This window comes from Streptomyces sp. NPDC050658, from assembly GCF_044457025.1.
Lineage (GTDB): Bacteria > Actinomycetota > Actinomycetes > Streptomycetales > Streptomycetaceae > Streptomyces.
The window spans coordinates 793,365-808,956 of sequence record NZ_JBITGM010000003.1 but is presented as its reverse complement, the minus strand read 5'-3'; the positions used below and the strand labels follow the sequence as shown (position 1 = coordinate 808,956).

At 73.0% G+C, this 15,592-nt stretch carries 16 protein-coding genes; 9 read left to right on the top strand and 7 right to left on the bottom strand.

The features are described 5' to 3' along the window. Window positions 1–24: 24 nt before the first annotated feature. The 5 genes from ACIBKX_RS15205 (at window position 25) to ACIBKX_RS15185 (ending at window position 5,753) form a co-directional block, all read left to right on the top strand. A complete protein-coding gene (locus ACIBKX_RS15205; protein ID WP_363276117.1) occupies window positions 25–1,041 on the top strand; it encodes a hydroxyacid dehydrogenase in 1,017 nt (338 codons plus the stop codon). Then, window positions 1,038–2,930, top strand: coding sequence for a DUF2264 domain-containing protein (locus ACIBKX_RS15200; RefSeq protein WP_363276116.1), 1,893 nt, complete (start codon window positions 1,038–1,040; stop codon window positions 2,928–2,930). Before ACIBKX_RS15205 ends, ACIBKX_RS15200 begins: the two co-directional genes overlap by 4 nt. Before the next feature lie 6 nt (window positions 2,931–2,936). Continuing rightward, window positions 2,937–3,599, top strand: coding sequence for a helix-turn-helix domain-containing protein (locus ACIBKX_RS15195; RefSeq protein ID WP_363276115.1), 663 nt, complete (start codon window positions 2,937–2,939; stop codon window positions 3,597–3,599). Between the two features lie 106 nt (window positions 3,600–3,705). Continuing rightward, the gene (locus ACIBKX_RS15190) at window positions 3,706–4,545 is read left to right on the top strand and encodes a MerR family transcriptional regulator (RefSeq protein ID WP_363276114.1); all 840 of its coding nucleotides are present in this window, start codon (window positions 3,706–3,708) and stop codon (window positions 4,543–4,545) included. After that, on the top strand, window positions 4,542–5,753 hold the full coding sequence (locus ACIBKX_RS15185) for a glycosyltransferase (protein WP_363276113.1): 1,212 nt from the start codon (window positions 4,542–4,544) through the stop codon (window positions 5,751–5,753). Before ACIBKX_RS15190 ends, ACIBKX_RS15185 begins: the two co-directional genes overlap by 4 nt. Window positions 5,754–5,784: 31 nt before the next feature. Here the strand turns inward: ACIBKX_RS15185 and ACIBKX_RS15180 are convergent, their stop codons facing one another. The 3 genes from ACIBKX_RS15180 to ACIBKX_RS15170 form a co-directional block, all read right to left on the bottom strand. After that, window positions 5,785–6,534: an SDR family oxidoreductase gene (locus tag ACIBKX_RS15180; protein WP_363276112.1), complete on the bottom strand. Its 750-nt coding sequence runs from the start codon at window positions 6,532–6,534 to the stop codon at window positions 5,785–5,787. A 116-nt stretch (window positions 6,535–6,650) separates the two neighbouring features. Continuing rightward, entirely contained in the window at window positions 6,651–8,300 is a 1,650-nt protein-coding gene (locus ACIBKX_RS15175; RefSeq protein WP_363276111.1) for an amidohydrolase, read from the bottom strand. 60 nt (window positions 8,301–8,360) lie between these two features. After that, entirely contained in the window at window positions 8,361–9,866 is a 1,506-nt protein-coding gene (locus ACIBKX_RS15170; protein WP_363276110.1) for a cytosine permease, read from the bottom strand. A 214-nt stretch (window positions 9,867–10,080) separates the two neighbouring features. Here ACIBKX_RS15170 and ACIBKX_RS15165 point away from each other — a divergent pair, with 214 nt between their 5' ends. After that, a complete protein-coding gene (locus tag ACIBKX_RS15165) occupies window positions 10,081–10,653 on the top strand; it encodes a TetR/AcrR family transcriptional regulator (RefSeq protein WP_363276183.1) in 573 nt (190 codons plus the stop codon). 56 nt (window positions 10,654–10,709) lie between these two features. Beyond that, a complete protein-coding gene (locus ACIBKX_RS15160; protein WP_363276109.1) occupies window positions 10,710–10,946 on the top strand; it encodes a hypothetical protein in 237 nt (78 codons plus the stop codon). Between the two features lie 33 nt (window positions 10,947–10,979). On the opposite strand, the gene ACIBKX_RS15155 is transcribed toward ACIBKX_RS15160, so the two are convergent. Beyond that, entirely contained in the window at window positions 10,980–11,267 is a 288-nt protein-coding gene (locus ACIBKX_RS15155) for a hypothetical protein (RefSeq protein ID WP_363276108.1), read from the bottom strand. Between the two features lie 133 nt (window positions 11,268–11,400). After that, a complete protein-coding gene (locus tag ACIBKX_RS15150; RefSeq protein ID WP_399375789.1) occupies window positions 11,401–12,861 on the bottom strand; it encodes a cytochrome P450 in 1,461 nt (486 codons plus the stop codon). 119 nt (window positions 12,862–12,980) lie between these two features. Between ACIBKX_RS15150 and ACIBKX_RS15145 the strand changes: the two genes are divergently transcribed. Together ACIBKX_RS15145 and ACIBKX_RS15140 are read left to right on the top strand one after the other, a co-directional pair. Continuing rightward, entirely contained in the window at window positions 12,981–13,589 is a 609-nt protein-coding gene (locus ACIBKX_RS15145) for a TetR/AcrR family transcriptional regulator (RefSeq protein ID WP_363276106.1), read from the top strand. 97 nt (window positions 13,590–13,686) lie between these two features. Beyond that, the gene (locus tag ACIBKX_RS15140) at window positions 13,687–14,550 is read left to right on the top strand and encodes an alpha/beta hydrolase (RefSeq protein ID WP_363276105.1); all 864 of its coding nucleotides are present in this window, start codon (window positions 13,687–13,689) and stop codon (window positions 14,548–14,550) included. On the opposite strand, the gene ACIBKX_RS15135 is transcribed toward ACIBKX_RS15140, so the two are convergent. Both ACIBKX_RS15135 and ACIBKX_RS15130 read right to left on the bottom strand, forming a co-directional pair. Then, complete coding sequence (locus ACIBKX_RS15135) at window positions 14,551–14,988, bottom strand: hypothetical protein (protein ID WP_363276104.1); 438 nt, start codon at window positions 14,986–14,988, stop codon at window positions 14,551–14,553. A 5-nt stretch (window positions 14,989–14,993) separates the two neighbouring features. After that, a complete protein-coding gene (locus ACIBKX_RS15130) occupies window positions 14,994–15,575 on the bottom strand; it encodes a hypothetical protein (RefSeq protein ID WP_363276103.1) in 582 nt (193 codons plus the stop codon). Window positions 15,576–15,592 lie beyond the last annotated feature (17 nt).

The following is a 15,592-nucleotide window of genomic DNA, read 5'->3' as shown; positions in this document are numbered from 1 at the left end:
CAAGCGAAAGGGAATGACCCCCACATGAACCGCAGCCCCCGTCCCCGCACCACCCTCGCCATGGCGAGCGACGCGGCGACGGCCGTCCTCACCCCGGCGGCCCTTGCCGCGCTCGGCCAGGTCTGCGATCTCGTGCCGGACACCGTCCTGGACGACTTCACCACCGAGCGGGCCCGCTCCGTCCTCGCGGACGTGGAGGTCCTGGTCACCGGCTGGGGCTGCCCGCCCCTCGACGCCGCCGCGCTCGCGGCCGCACCCCGGCTGCGGGCCGTCGTGCACACGGCGGGATCGGTACGCGGCCACATCACCCAGGAGTGCTGGGAGCGCGGCATCGAGGTGTCGTCGGCCGCGGCGGCCAACGCGCTGCCGGTCGCGGAGTACACCGTCGCGATGATCCTGCTCTCCGGCAAGCAAGTCCTCGAACGGGCAAGGGAGTTCGGCGTCACCCGCCGCCGCGACGACTGGCTGGGTATCTCGCGGGGTGTGGGCAACTACGGCCGTACGGTCGGCATCCTCTCCGCCTCGCTGATCGGCCGGCGGGTGATCGAACTCCTCCGCCCGTACGACTTCCGGGTGCTGCTGCACGATCCGTACGTCTCCGAAGCGGCGGCCGAGGCCCTCGGCGTACAACTCGTGGGAATCGAGGAGCTGTTCGCGGCCAGCGACGTCGTCAGCGTGCACACCCCGCTGCTGCCCGCCACGCGCGGCCTCGTCGGCCGTGAGCTGTTCGCCGTGATGCGGGACGACGCGGTGCTCGTCAACACCGCACGCGGCGCGGTCCTCGACCAGGACGCCCTCACCGAGGCCGCCACGGCCGGGCGCATCCGGGCCGTCCTCGACGTCACCGACCCCGAAGTCCTGCCGCCCGACCACCCGTTGTGGGAGTGCGACAACGTCGTCATCACCCCGCATCTGGCCGGCTCCCAGGGCAACGAATGGGGGCGCCTCGCCGATCTCGCCGTCGCCGAGGTCGGCCGCTGGGCCGCGGGCGACGGATTCGCCCATCCCGTACGACGCGAAAGGCTGGCCTACCTCGCATGAGCATCCCCGGACTTCCCGATGACAACCGGGAGTTGAGCCCGTACACCGGCTACACGCGCGACCACTGGGAGGCCGCCGCCGACGGACTCCTCGGCGCCGCCTGGCGGTGGGCCACCCCGGAGGGCGCCCTCCTCGACCTGCCGGGACGTCCCTCCGCGTCGGGCGTGCGGTCGGACGGACTCGAGGGGTACGCCCGTACCTTCCTCGCCGCGGCCTTCCGGGTGGCGGGCGCCGAGGGCAAGGATCCGCACGGCTGGCTCGACCGGTACGCGCGCGGGCTCGCGGCAGGCACCCGCACGCCGGGCCGTGACGACACCGAGTCCTGGCCGCTCATCCTGGACCACCACGTCCAGGGCCAGCCGATGGTCGAGTCCGCCTCCGTGGCCCTCGGCCTGCGGCTGACCCGCCCCTGGCTGTGGGACCGCCTCGACGACGACGTGCAGGACCGGGCGGAAGAGTGGCTGCGCGGCGCGCTCCGCCACACCCCCGCGCCCAACAACTGGTACCTCTTCCCCTACACCGTGGCCGGATTCCTGGAGTCGGTGGGCCGCGGCGACGCCGAGACGGCCAGGATCCGCGAGCGCGCCCTGGAGCTGCTGGCGGGCTGGTACCGGGGGCAGGGCTGGTACGCCGACGGGGACGGCCGTGCCTTCGACCACTACAACGGCTGGGCGCTGCACCTGTACCCGACGCTGGACGCCCATCTCGCCGACGATCAGGGCGAGTCGGCGTGGCACGGCCCGCGGCTGCGCCAGCATCTGGAGAGCTTCGGGCTGCTCTTCGGGGCGGACGGCGCGCCGATCCACTTCGGCCGCTCCCTGACCTACCGCTTCGCCGCCGCCGCGTCGGTGGCCCTCGGCGCGCTCACCGGCCACACACCGCTGACCCCCGGCACCTCGCGCCGCCTGGTCAGCGGATCGCTGCGCTACTTCCTCGACCGCGGCTCCGTCGGCGAGGACGGACTGCTCAGCCTCGGCTGGCACGGCCCGCACGAGGCGACCCTGCAGAACTACTCGGGGCCCGCCTCGCCGTACTGGGCGTCGAAGGCGTTCGTCTGCCTGCTCGCCCCGGCCGCACATCCGCTCTGGACGGCGACAGAGGAATCCGCCCCCAGCGAGCGCCGCGACCACGTCCTGGCGCTGCCCGCGCCGGGTCTGCTGGTGCAGAGCACCCGCGCCGACGGCATCGTCCGGCTGCACAACCACGGCAGCGACCACGTCCGCCCGCACGAGGCAGACTCCGCGGCCGTGCAGGACCCGCTGTACGCCCGCCACGCCTACTCCACGCGCACGGGCCCCACCGCAGTCGGCAACACCCCGGACAACCACTTCGCCGTGGAGGTGGCGGGCGCCCGCAGCGCCCGCTGCCGCATCCGGCCGCTGGGCGCGGGCCACGCGGCGGGCTGGGGCTGGGCTGCGTCCCGGCACACCCCGGTCTTCGCGAGCGGGCCGCCCACGGTGCCGGGGCTGCGCGTGGACAGCGTCACGGTGGTCAAGGGCCCGTACGAACTGCGCGCGCACCGCGTCACCGGCGCACCGCACGGCGCCCGCGTCACGCAGACGGGCTGGGCGACGGGAGCGGAGGAGTCCCTCCACTCGGCCCTCCACCCGCTGCACGGCTGGACCGGCCGGGACGAACAACGCGCGCCCCAGGGCACCGCGTTCACCCGGTGGGCCCGCATGCCACGCCTCAACGCGGACGCGGTGGGGACATCCCTGCACGTGGCGCTGGCGCTGCTCACCGAGGGGCCCGCCTCCCTGGACGACGTGGTGACCGACGTGAGCGCGACGGACGACGTGGTCGAGGTGCGCTGGGCCGTCGACGGCTCGGTGACGCGGATCGCGTTCGAGCCCCTGGTCGTGGAGCACCTGGAGGCACCGGCAGACTGACGGTCCATGGGGAAGTTCACCGCCGGGCGCGAGATCACCGTCTTCGCCGAATCCCGTCCGTACGAGGTGCCCAGGCACCGGCATCCCGCCTGGAAGCTCGTCCTGCCGGCCGGCGGGCAGGTGACCGTGGGGGAGCGCGGTGGACCGGGTGTGCTGGTGCCGCCGCAGTGGGAGCACGGCTGCGGCACCAGGTCCGGCTTCGTCGCGGTCTTCCTCGAACCGTGGTGTCTGCCCCACGCCGCACGGCCCGAGTGGCTCGACGCGGCACAGGCCGGCCGGCTGCGGGACGCTTTGGGGCCGGACCTGGACGCCGCCGCGCTGCACGCCGAACTGACGGCGTTCGCCGGCCCGCCGACCGTCGTCGACCCACGGGTGGCGTACGCGGTGCGGTCCTGCGGCGCGGCCGACCGGCTCGACTCCGTCGCCGCCGACGTCGGGCTCTCCCCGGCGCGGCTGCGCTCGCTGGTCCGCGCCGAGGTGGGCATTCCGCTCGGCACCCTGCGGCAGTGGGCGCGGCTGCGGGCCGCGGTCGAATCGCTCGTGGTGGGCGGCGCGGCCGTCGCGGAGGCGGCGGTCACTGCCGGGTTCGCCGACCAGGCGCACCTCAGCCGCACCGTCCGCAGGCTCGTGGGCCGGACGCCGGGGTCGCTGGGGCGGGTGTCGGTTTGAGCCGCAGGGATCCGCTGGCCCGCGGGGATCCGCTGGCCCGCGGGGGTCCGCTTGACCCTCACGTCGCGTCAGGCTGCAGGCTGTGGGGCGACGAAAGGCGAGGTCCATGAGTTACACCGTGGGGCAGGTCTCCGGTTTCGCCGGGGTGACCGTCCGCACCCTGCATCACTACGACCGGGCCGGTCTGCTCACCCCCAGCGAGCGCAGCCCCGGCGGCTACCGGCTGTACGGCGAGGCCGATCTGGCCCGGCTGCAGCAGATCCTCTTCTACCGCGAACTCGGCTTCGCCCTGGAGGAGATCGCCGAGATCCTCGCGGACCCGCAGGCCAACGCGCTGGACCAGCTGCGGGCCCGGCACAAGGCGCTGGTCGAGCAGATCGGCAAGCTGGGGCGCCTGGTGGAGGTCGCCGAGCGGGCCATGGAGGTGCAGCAGACCGGTGTACGGCTCAGCCCGCAGGAGCGGTTCGAGGTGTTCGGGGAGATCACCTTCGACCTGAGCTACGCCACCGAGGCCGAGCTCAAGTGGGAGGGCAGCGCCGGGCACCGCGAGGCGATGAGCAGGGCCGCCGCCCACTCCAAGGAGGACTGGGCCCAGCTCATGGGGGAGGCGGCCGAGTGGCGCGAGCGGCTCGTCGGGGCGTTCGACCGGGGAGAGCCCGCCGATGGGCAGTGCGCGAGGGCCCTGGCGGAGGAGCACCGGAGGCACATCACCCGCTGGTTCACGCCCTGCCCGCCCGACATGCACCGGCGGATCGCCGACGACTTCGCCACGGACCCGAGGGCGTTCGCACTTGTCGTGCCGCCCTCGCAGCAGCGGCCCGGACTCGCCGATTTCCTCCGCGCGGCGGTGCACGCGAACGCCGCCGCCGACCCTCAAGGTAAAGCTAAACCTGAGGTTGAGAGTACGGCCGAGGCGGGCGACGGGGAGAGCGAGCGAAGCCGATGAAGATTCTGATCACCGCCGCCGGTTCGTACGGAGATGTCGCCCCGTACACCGGACTCGGCGCCCGGCTGCGCGAGGCCGGCCACGAGGTCGCCCTCGCCACGCAGGACACCTTCGCGCCGCTCGTCCGGGGCGCCGGACTCACGTTCCGTGCGCTGCCCGCCAACCCCTACGCGTCCGGGGGCGGCGGCGCCGGAAAGCGGGAGCTGATGCGGACGGCTGCGTCGTTCGTCCGCGAGCTGGGGGCCGGCCTGGTCGACGCCGCCGAGCACGGAGCGGACGTACTGCTGCTGTCGACGACCACGGCCCCGCTCGGCTGGCAGCTGGCCGAGGCGACGGGCATCCCCGTGCTCGGCGTCTATCTGCAACCGACGCACCCCACCGGTGAATTCGCGCCCGTGGTGAGCGGCGCCCGATCCCTCGGCCGCTTCGGCAATCGCGCCATGGGCCGCTTCTCGCTGCGGATGGCGGACCGCGTCTACGCCGACGCCGTCACGGACCTGCGGGCGCGGCTCGGCCTGCCGCTCGCCGCGCCGCACACCGTCAGGCGCCGCCAGGAGACGGCCCGGTGGCCCGTCCTCCACGGCTTCAGCGAGGCCCTGGTGCCCCGCCCCGCCGACTGGCGTGCGGGCCTGGACGTCGTGGGCAACTGGTGGCCGCACCACGACCCGCGGCTGCCCCTGCCCCCGGCCTTCGAGGACTTCCTGCGGGCGGGACCGCCGCCCGTCTTCATCGGCTTCGGCAGCATGGCCGCCGGCGAGGGCGAGCGGCTGAGCGAGATCGCCGTGGCCGCCCTGCGCAGGGCCGGGCTGCGGGGCGTGCTCCAGGAGGGGCGCGCGGGTCTGATGGCGTACGGCGACGACATCCTCACCGTCGACGAGGTGCCGCACGCGCTGCTCTTCCCGCGGATGGCCGCGGTCGTCCACCATGCGGGCGCGGGCACCACGGCGGCCGCGCTGCGAGCCGCAGCCCCCGCCGTGCCCGTCCCCGTCATGGCGGACCAGCCCTTCTGGGCCGCCCGCCTCGCCGCGTCGGGCGCCGCGACCGCCCCGATCCCGTTCAAGGAGCTGACGGCGGAACGCCTCGCCGAGCAACTCCGGTGTGCGGTTGGCGAGGAGACGTACCAGGCGGCCGCCGGGGCGATAGCCCGCCGGATGGGCACGGAGGACGGCGCGGGGCAGGTGCTCAAGGCGGTGGAGGGGCTTTCCTGAAGGAGACGGGCACCGATCCCCGAGAGCCCCGCTAGTCCACGATCGCCCCGCACGAGATGTTGACATCGGTCGCGGTGATCGTGCGGGCCTTGTCCGATGCCACGAAGGCCGCGATGTCGCCCACGTCCGCGAGCGTCGCCGTGCGTCCCAGCTGTGTCGCCTGTTCGAGGCCGGCGATGATCTCCGCCGCCCCGGCGAACCCCGTCGGGAGCGACTCGGGCACGCCGCCCGACTTGAGTGTGACCACGCGGATGCCGGACGGGCCCAGCTCGCAGGCCCACTGCCGGCGCAGCCCTTCGAGCGCGTCCAGCGCGACCTTGAAGCCGCCGAGGCCCGGCATCGTCTGCGGGCCGCCCCCGCCGAACGCGAGGATCACGCCCGACCCGCGTGCCGTCATATGGCGGGCGGCGGCCCGGGTGGTGAGGAACTGGGAGCGCATCGCGTTCGTGATCGGCCGGAGGAAGTCGGCCACGGAGATCTCCGTCAGCGGCTGCTGCACATCGCCGTACCCGATGAGGTTGCAGGAGATGTCGATCCGGCCCTCCTGCTCGGCGATGCCGTCGACGAAGGCGTCCACCGCCTCCTCGTCCAGCGCGTCGACGACCGCGGCCCGCGCCACGCCGTGCTCCGCGCGGATGGACTCGGCGAGTTCGTCGAGCGTCTTGCGGGTACGTCCGGTGAGGTGAACGCGTGCGCCCTCACGGGCGAACGCGCGCGCCACCGCGCCACCGATCGAGCCCGCGGCCCCGTACAGCACGGCCACCTTGTTCTCGAGGAGCATGTCCCGATCCTTGTCTCGTCGTACGAGTCCGGTCTGAACCGGCTTGCGCAAGGTACGTCGGGACGGGCCGCCGGATTTCGACATCCGGCGGCAGGTCCTTGTCACACTGCCCGTTCTCACACCACCCGCGTACCACCCACCACGACGATCTCCGCCCGCGTGCCGGGGATGTCCTCGGGCTGTGCGCGCAGGATGTCGCGGGAGAGGACGACGAAGTCGGCGAGCTTGCCCACGGTCAGCGAGCCCCGGTCGGCCTCGAGGAAGTTCGCGTAGGCGGAGCCCATCGTGTAGCCGTGCACCGCCGTCTCCACGCCGAGCGTCTCGCCGGGCTGCCAGGGCTCGCCGCCGCCGAGCGGGCGGCGGGTGAGCGCCGTGTAGATGCCCGCCATCGGGTCCATCTCTGCCACGTTCCAGTCACTGGAGAGGGCGAGGACCGCGCCCGCCTCGTGCAGGCTGCGCATCGGCCACGCCTTGTGCCAGCGGCCGGCGCCGACGTTCTCCGCCCAGTCCTGGCCGGGGCCCGCGATCTCCGGGGCGCAGTGCCGCGGCTGCATGCAGGCGACGACGCCGAGTTCGGCGAAGCGCGGGGTGTCGGCGGGGTCGAGGCACTCGACGTGGACGATCTGATGGCGGGCGTCGCGCGGTCCGTTGAGCGCACGGGCGTGCTGCACGGCGTCCAGGACGGTGCGGATGCCCCGGTCGCCCGTGGCGTGCACGAAGCACTGGAAGCCCCGCGCGTCGAGCTTCGCGAGCAGCTCCGCGAACTCGTGCGCCGGATAGAACGTGTCGCCCCGGTGCTGCCCGCACCCCGCGTAGGGCTCCAGGAGCGCGGCCGTGCGCGGTTCGACCACGTCGTCGATGTACAGCTTCAGCGGGCCCACCCGCAGCCGGTCGTCGCAGAACCGGCGCGCGGCGGCGGCGAAGTCGTCCAGGTCCGCGTCGGACGTGCCGCGCGGGTGGAAGAGCGCGGCGACGACACGCGAACGCAGCCTGCCCTCGGCGCGGGCGCGGGTGAAGAGATCCAGGTCGTCCAGGGAGTTCTGCGGCTCGACGACCGTGGTGATGCCGTAGCCGATCGCGTCGTCGAGGCTCTTGGCGAGCCGGCCGTACTGCCGGTCGGGCGACGCCCACGGCACGCCGAGCGCGCGCAGCGCCCGGTGCCCGTCGCGGGAGAGGCCCTTGACCGCGAAGTCCTTGACGAAGCCCGTGGGTTCGCCGGTCGCCGGGTCGGTCTCGGCGCGGCCGAACGGCAGCGACGTATGGTCGCGGTCGACGCCGAGCCGGGCCAGCGCGGCGGTGTTCAGCCAGGCGGTGTGTACGTCGTAGCTGAGCACGAAGGCCGGGGTGTCACCGGTGACGGGGTCGAGATCGGCGGCGTTCGGCATACGGCCGCCGGGGATCGCGGAGTAGTCGAAGGCCTCCGCCTCGATCCACTCGGCATCCGGATGCTCGGTGCGCCAGGCGCGGATGCGGTCGTGGATCTCGGCGAGGGTACGGGCACCGGCGAGCTGTACGCAGGCGTCGTCGGAGCCGAGCCGGACATGGTTGTGGGCGTCGATGAAGCCGGGCAGGACGAGGCGCCCCTGCCCTTCGACGACCTGGGTGTCCGGGCCCGTCCAGGAGTCCGCCTCCCGGTCGGGGCCGAGCCACACGATGCGCCCGTCCCGCACGGCGAGGGCCTCGGCCGAGGGGAGATCGGCGTCGACGGTGTGGATACGGGCGTTGCGCAGGACGAGGTCGGCGGGGCCGGGGGTGGTGCTGGTCATGAGAGGCGAACTCCTGGGGGGTGGTGCGGGTGTGCTGTGTGTCGTGCGTACGTCGGTGCCTCAGGCCGAGGCCGAGGCGGAGGCGGGATCGGGGGTCGCGGCGGGCACGTTGCGACGGGCGAGCGCCCAGTACACGAACCCGGCGACCACCGAACCGAGGAGGGTCAGGTCGCCGCCGCCCAGCGGCGCGACCAGCGGTCCCGTCCACAGCTCCGAGTCGCAGGTCAGCGCGGCGAAGGCCATACCGGCGAGGAGTGCGGCCATTCCGGCGGGGTGGAATCCGGCGCGGTACCAGTACGCCCCGTCGCGTCCGGTGGTGTGCAGGGCGTCCGTGTCGTAGCGGCAGCGGCGCAGCAGCATGTCGGCGAGGAACACCCCGCCCCACGGCGCGAACACGATGATCAGCAGGGAGAGGAAGCTGAGCAGCGACGCGGTGAAGTCGGTGAGGAAGAGCGCGCCCAGCGAGCCGAGCGCGGTGACGACGACGCTGATGACGATGGCCTTCGCGCGGCTCCAGGGGATGCCGAGCACCTGGAGGTTGAGGCTGGAGGAGTACAGGGTGAGGATCGAGTTGGTGACCGAGCCGCCGAGAACGAGCAGCAGGAACACCGCCTTGAACCAGCCGGGCAGCAGCGTCGACACCCCGGCCACGGCGTCCGTCATGTCGGTCTGCGTGGCCGCCGCGACGCCCGCGACACCGAGCGCGACGGAGGAGACGAAGCCGCCGAGCGCTCCCGTGACCGTGATGGAGCGCAGAGACGTGTGCCGGGGCAGATAGCGGGTGTAGTCGGCGGGCATCGGCAGATAGGAGAACGGCCCCGCCAGCATCACTACGAACGCCAGGCTCCAGCCGGAGAAGCCCGCACCACCGCCCGAACCGGCACCGAAGTCGGCGTCGGGCAGCACGAACACGAGCAGTACGCCGAAACCGGCCGCCAGGACGTACGCCATCCAGCGCTCGGCGAGCTGCACGGTCGCATGCCCCCACATGGCCACCGCGAAGGTCATCACCAGGGTCACGGCGAGCGCCAGCGCGCGGGCCGTGTCCCCGCCGCCGGCCCAGCCGAGATCGGCGAAGAGCGCTTCAAGGGCGAGCGTGCCCACCACCGTGTTGACGATGGTGTAGCCGATGGAGACGACCCAGTTGAGCAGCCCGGCGGGGAAGTTCCCGAGCATGCCGAAGGCCGCGCGGGAGATCACGAGGGTGGCGGTGCCGGTCCTGATGCCGCTGAGGCCCGCCGCGCTGATGACGAAGAACGCCAGGCCGCCGATGACGACGACCGCGGTGGCCTGCCAGAAGCTGAGGCCGAAGCTGACGGCGAGGGCGCCGTTGATGACGTACGTGAAGGTCAGGTTGGAGCCGAACCAGAGCCAGAACAGGTCCTTGGCGCTGCCGTGGCGGTCTGCGTCGGGGATCGGGTCGATGCCGTGGGTCTCGACCCGGAACACCTCGTCGCTGGTGACTCCCGTGCCGATCCCGGCCGTCGGACCGGTGGCCGCACCAACCGTCGTACCGTCCGTCGAATCGGCAGCTGTCCCGGCGGAAACCGGGGTCTGTCGGGCCATGCGGGCACCTCGCTCTCCGGCACCCAGAGTTTGAATGCCGTTCTATAACTTAGAACGGCATTCAAAATGCGCCATGGGTGGACGGCCGTCAAGACCCTGCGCGAAATCGTCATGGGCGGGCCCGGATAGGCTCGACCGCGTGGAGCGGGACGCGGGGACCGGAACGGGAGCAGGCGTGGCACGACGGCGGGACGGGCAGGTCGCGCGGGACCGGATGCTCGAGGAGGCGATGACGGCGATCGCCGAGAACGGCCTCGCCGCGCTCACCATGTCCGCCCTCGCCGAGCGGCTCGGCACCAGCGGCGGCCACATCCTGTACTACTTCGGCAGCAAGGACCGGCTGCTCCTGGAGGCCCTGCGCTGGAGCGAGGCGGCACTCGCCGACGAGCGCAGCGCACTCCTCGCGGGGCGGGCGGCACCGGCCCGCAAGCTCGACCGTTATCTGCGCATGTATCTGCCGAGCGGGCCGCGCGACCCCCGCTGGATGCTGTGGATCGAGCTCTGGGCGCGCGCGGGGTCGAACGAACCGCTCCGGACGGCCCAGGACGAGCTGGACGACGGCTGGCAGCGGGACCTGGAGGCGCTCCTCGCGCAGGGCGCGGACCGGGGCGCCCTGCCCGGCGTCGACGATGCCGCGGGCCGCGCCGGTGAACTCCTCGCGCTCCTCGACGGCCTGAGCACCCGCGTCGTCCTCGGGCAGCGCGGCGCGGACCGCAAGGGGGCGCTGGCCGCCGCCCGCTCGGCCGCCGAACGCCTCGTGGGGCGGCCCGAGCGCACCGGCCCGTAGCCCGAGCGGCCGAACGGGCAGGTCATGAGGGGGCCGGAGCGTGGCAATCTCCTGGCATGACCGAAAGCGCGAACCTCCATGTGGCCCACCCTCGGATCACGGTCCTTGGCGTCAATCCCGGCCGGCCCCCCTTCCGCATCGTGGAGATCGACGGCGAGGTGGTCGGCGAGGCCACGCAGCTCGTCGACGTCCTGGAGGTCGCCGCCCGGGCGGGCATCGTCGTGCACGACGCGGACGACCCGGAGGTCGTGCACTGGGTGGGCGGCGACAAGTTCAAGTGGAAGCCGAGCTAGAGAACCGCAAGAGGAAGCCGGGCCGGCGAGCCGTCAAGTGGAGGCCGAGCTGGAGACCGCGGAACCGGGGGAGGGGAAGCCGTCCTCCCCCGGCTCCGTGCCAGGGCCGGGATCCAGGTCGTAGATCCGCTCCAGGAGCGCGGCCTCGTTGCCCGTCAGTCCCGCGCGGCGCAGCGCCTCGTCCGCCTCCGCCATCGGCCCGGCGAGCAGCGAGGCCGCCGTGGCGGAAGGGACGGTGCCGGTCAGCGCGGCGCGTGCGGTGTGCAGCAGCCGCAAGCAGGCCTGGGCGGCGGCCAGTTCGGGCGTCGGCGTGCTGGTCATGTCGAGAGCTCCTCTGCGCGGGTCGGACCGTCCGGTGGCGGACACCGGTGGACCCTCCACTCTTGCGCATGGGTCTGACAATCGCGGTCCCACGCGGCCGTTGCGCGCTGCTGCACGGCCGTCGGTCGTGCTCTTATGCGGCAATGGCACGGCGGCCGAGCCGCAGAGTCAGCCCGTCCGGCATCAGGGTGAGCCGCTCGACGACCCGCAGCCGGTAGTCCGGATCGGGGTGCAGGTCGTAGCGGCGCAGCAGCATCCCGAGGACCAACGTGGCCTCGTGCAGCGCGAACTGACGGCCGATGCAGGCCCGCGCGCCGGTGCCGAACGGCTTGAAGACATGGGCGGGCCTGGCCCGCACGGCCGCCGGCGCGAACCGGTCCGGGTCGAACTCCTCGGGCCGCTCGCCCCACGCCGTCGGATCGCGGTGCAGCAGCGTCGCGAGGACCAGCGCCCACGCCCCCTCCCGCATCGGGTGCGTGCCGCCGAGCGTGGTGTCCCGCGTGGCCTGCCGGGAGAAGCCGGGCGCGGTCGGCCACAGCCGCAGCGACTCGTCCAGGACCCGGCGCAGATAGCGGAGCTTGGCGACCTGCTCGTACGCCGGTTCCGCCACGTCGCCCCAGACCTCGTCGACCTCGGCCTGCGCACGGGCGAGTACCTCGGGGGAGCGCGAGAGGTAGTGCAGCGCGAAGGACAGGGCGCCCGAGGTCGTCTCGTGCCCGGCGATCAGGAAGGTGATGACCTGACGCCGGATGTTCTCGGCGGAGAGCCGCTCGCCGGTCTCGGGGTGCGCGACCTCCAGCATCCGGTCCAGGAGGTCACCGGTGCCCTGGCCGGGCGCCGCGCGGCGGGCCGCGACGACGTCGTCGACGGTCCGGTTGAGATAGGCCATGTCGGCCGCGTTGCGCCGGGAGGCGCGGCGCAGCACGAGCGGGGCCAGCGCGGGCGGCACGACGTTGCGGCGCTGGGCGTAGGAGAGCGTGCCGACCATCGCCGTCACGAACGGGTGCGGGCGCGACCGCTCGAAGGACCCGAAGTCGTGCCCGAAGCCCGTGCGGGAGATCGTCTCCAGGGTCAGCTTCGTCATGTCGCCCGGCACGTCCACGGGCCGGCCCGCCGCCTCCCGCTCGTCCCAGCGGGCGGTCAGCTGCCGGGCCACGTCCAGCATCAGCGGGTGGTACCCGGCCATCGCGTCCCTGCTGAATCCCGGCGCGAGGATGTCGTGCGCCAGCTGCCAGTTGGGTTCGTGGTTGTACGCGGTGAACAGGCCGTCGCCGGCCACCGGCCGCAGATTGGCGATGCCCAGCCCCACATGCTTGGCGAACCGCGACTCGTCCGCCAGCTCGGCCGCGAGTCCGGCGCCCCAGACGAACACGATCTCCTTGCCGAGCGCCTTGCGGCGGAAGATCGGTCCCAGGGACTCGCCGATCCGCATCGAATCCTGCACCGGCGTGCGGACGTCGGCACCCAGGATGTCGCCTATCAGGGGCAGCCGCCGCGGGGGATGCGGAATGAGGTCGAGCCGGGGCCAGTCGAGCTCGGCGCTGCGGAACCCCTTCGGCACGGGGGCACCCTTCGGCTCCGCCACCTGAGACATCTGCGCCATGAGTGCCATCTCCCTTGTGCCACGTGCTCGTTGAGCCTGTTGTACGCGGATTCAATAAGGCGATCCCAGTCTGATCCCACTGTTGAATCCACGTCAAGTAAGGTGCTTCCATGGCCGCGAACCCGCAGCAGCGCACCCGCCGCAGACTGAGCACCGAGGAGCGGCGCGAGCAGCTGCTGACCGTCGGGGCGCGGCTCTTCGCGGAGAATCCGTACGACGACGTCTGGATCGAGCGGGTCGCCGAGATCGCCGGGGTCTCCCGCGGCCTGCTGTACCACTATTTCCCGACCAAGAGCGACTTCTTCGCCGCCGTGGTCCAGCGCGAGAGCCGCCGCATGCTGCGGCTCACGGCCGCCGTCCCCGGCATGCCCGTACGCGAGCAGGTCGCCACCGGACTCGACACGTTCCTCGCCTACGCGGAGGCGCACGCCGAGGGCTTCCGCGCCTTCCACCGGGCCGAGGCGACGGGCGACCCCGCCGCGCGCGAGGTCTACCGGGAGTGCCTGGCGGCCCAGGAGCACCAGATCCTGGAGGCGCTCGCGGCGGACCCCGACGCGGGCGCCGGTCTGCGTGACGCGCCCACCCTCCGCCTGGCCGTGCGCGGCTGGCTGGCCTTCATGGTGGCCGTCTGCCTGGAGTGGCTGGAGCGGCGGGAACTGTCACGGGAACAGGTGCGGGACCTGTGCGCGCGGGCGCTGCTCGGCGCGATCTCACCCTGAGGCGGACCGCCCCGGCCCCCGGCATCCGCCCCGCCCGCCCCGAAGCGGATGCCGGCACTCCGCCCCGTCGCCGATCTCCGCGTGTCAGGCTGACCCGATGCGTGTGCGTATCGGAGACATCCGCCTCTACTTCGACGTCGACGGCTGCCAACTGACGCCCGAGGGGCCGGGCATGACCAGGCGGCCCACTCTCGTCCTGCTGCACGGCGGCCCAGGCGCCGACCACTCGCCGTTCAAACCGGCCTTCGTGCGGGCGACGGAGTTCGCCCAGGTGATCTATCTGGACCAGCGTGGCAGCGGCCGCTCCGACCGGGGCGGTCCCGACAGCTGGTCCTGGGAGCAGTGGGCCGACGACGTCGTCGGCTTCTGCGATGCCCTCGACATCGAGGATCCCGTCCTGGTCGGCACATCCGCGGGCGGCTGGGTCGCCCTGATGGCGGCCGTCAGACACCCGGACCGTGTGTCCCGCCTCGTCCTCGACAGCGTCATGCCGGGCCTGACCGAGGAGCGCCTCGACGTCTTCGAACGCCTCGGCGGCGCCACCGCCCGCGAGACGGCGCGGCGCTACTGGCGCGGGGAGGCCGCGGAGACGATCCAGCGGGAGTGGGAACGCGTCTGTCTGCCGCTCTACTCGCGGCGCACCGACGGCGACCCGGACGGCGAGCACCGGCTGCGCCGCATCGAGTGGAACCACGAGGTCCTCGAACACTTCCGGCACCACCTCGCCGACCACTTCGACGCCTGGGACCGGCTCGACGAGGTGACCTGCCCGACGCTCGTCCTCGCCGGCGAACACGATCCCGTGGCGACGGCATCGGCCGCCGAGCGGCTCACCGCGGGCCTCACGAACGCCAAGACGGACCTGCATGTGCTGCCCGACACCGGACACGGCGTCTTCCGGGAGAGCCCCGACCGGGCCTTCGCCCTGCTGCGCGCGTTCGTGGACGGGCACGACGGCTGATCAGGACGGCGGGAACCCGGCCCTGAAGTGGGCGAGGAGCGCGGCACGGGAAGCTTCGTCCACGAGCCTGCCTGCGACCCAGAGCGTGAAGTCGTCGGCCTCCTCGTCGATCGCGTCGTACGTCGGGTCGAAGGGGCCGGAGTCCGGGGCGGGACAGGGCAGTTCGACCATCGGTCCGCCCGGCCCGTCCTCGACCGACAGGAGGCGGCTGCCGTCCGGGCGGGCGATCCGCCGGACGGTCACGGTGGCGCAGTCCCAGCGGCGGGGGCCGTGCTGCAGCCACAGGGCGACTGCGTCGGCGTACAGAGAAGTCGCCGTCTCCGCCTCCGCACCCGTCCGGACGAAGCCATGGCAACGGCCGGACGCGGGGGAGAGGACCCCGCTCCCGGGGTCCAGGTCCCACGTCCGGCCGTGGCGGTCGTAGTCACGCAGCAGCATGGAGGTCAGTCGCGCGGCGGGATGCCGAGTTCCTGGTCGACGGCGGCGCTGCTGCGGGTCGACGCCTCGATGACCTCGGCCCAGCTGCCGTACTTGGCGTAGAGCTGGTCCGCCGTCGGGCCCAGCGGGTTGCCGTACTTCGCCATGTTCCGCTGCTCCAGGGCCTCGACGGCCTCGGGGGACATGCCGGCGCGGGTGATGTCCTTGGCCTGGTTGCGCATCTCGACCAGGACGCGGGCGATGTCCTCGTCCGAACGGCCCTCCTCGTGCATGTGGTCCGCCACGACCTCCATGGTGTCCAGGAGCTGGTGGTAGCGCAGCCGCACCTCGCGCGCCTGCTCACGCTCCTCCGGGCTCATCTGCCGGATCAGGCAGACCGCGGGGTCCTTGCTGGTGCACGCCTCGTCCGCGGCCGGCGGCGGGGCGAGCAGGGTCGTAACGGACGACGCGTGCGGCACCGGCGCGTCCGCGTGGGCGTGCGCCGGTGCGAGCAGCGCGGTGCCGAGCACCGTGAGGAGGGGGAGGAGGAAGAGGGCGACGAGCCGGGGCAGGAAGCGGGGGTGCGACTTCATCAGGGGCTGATTCATCGAAAGCTGCGGTTCCT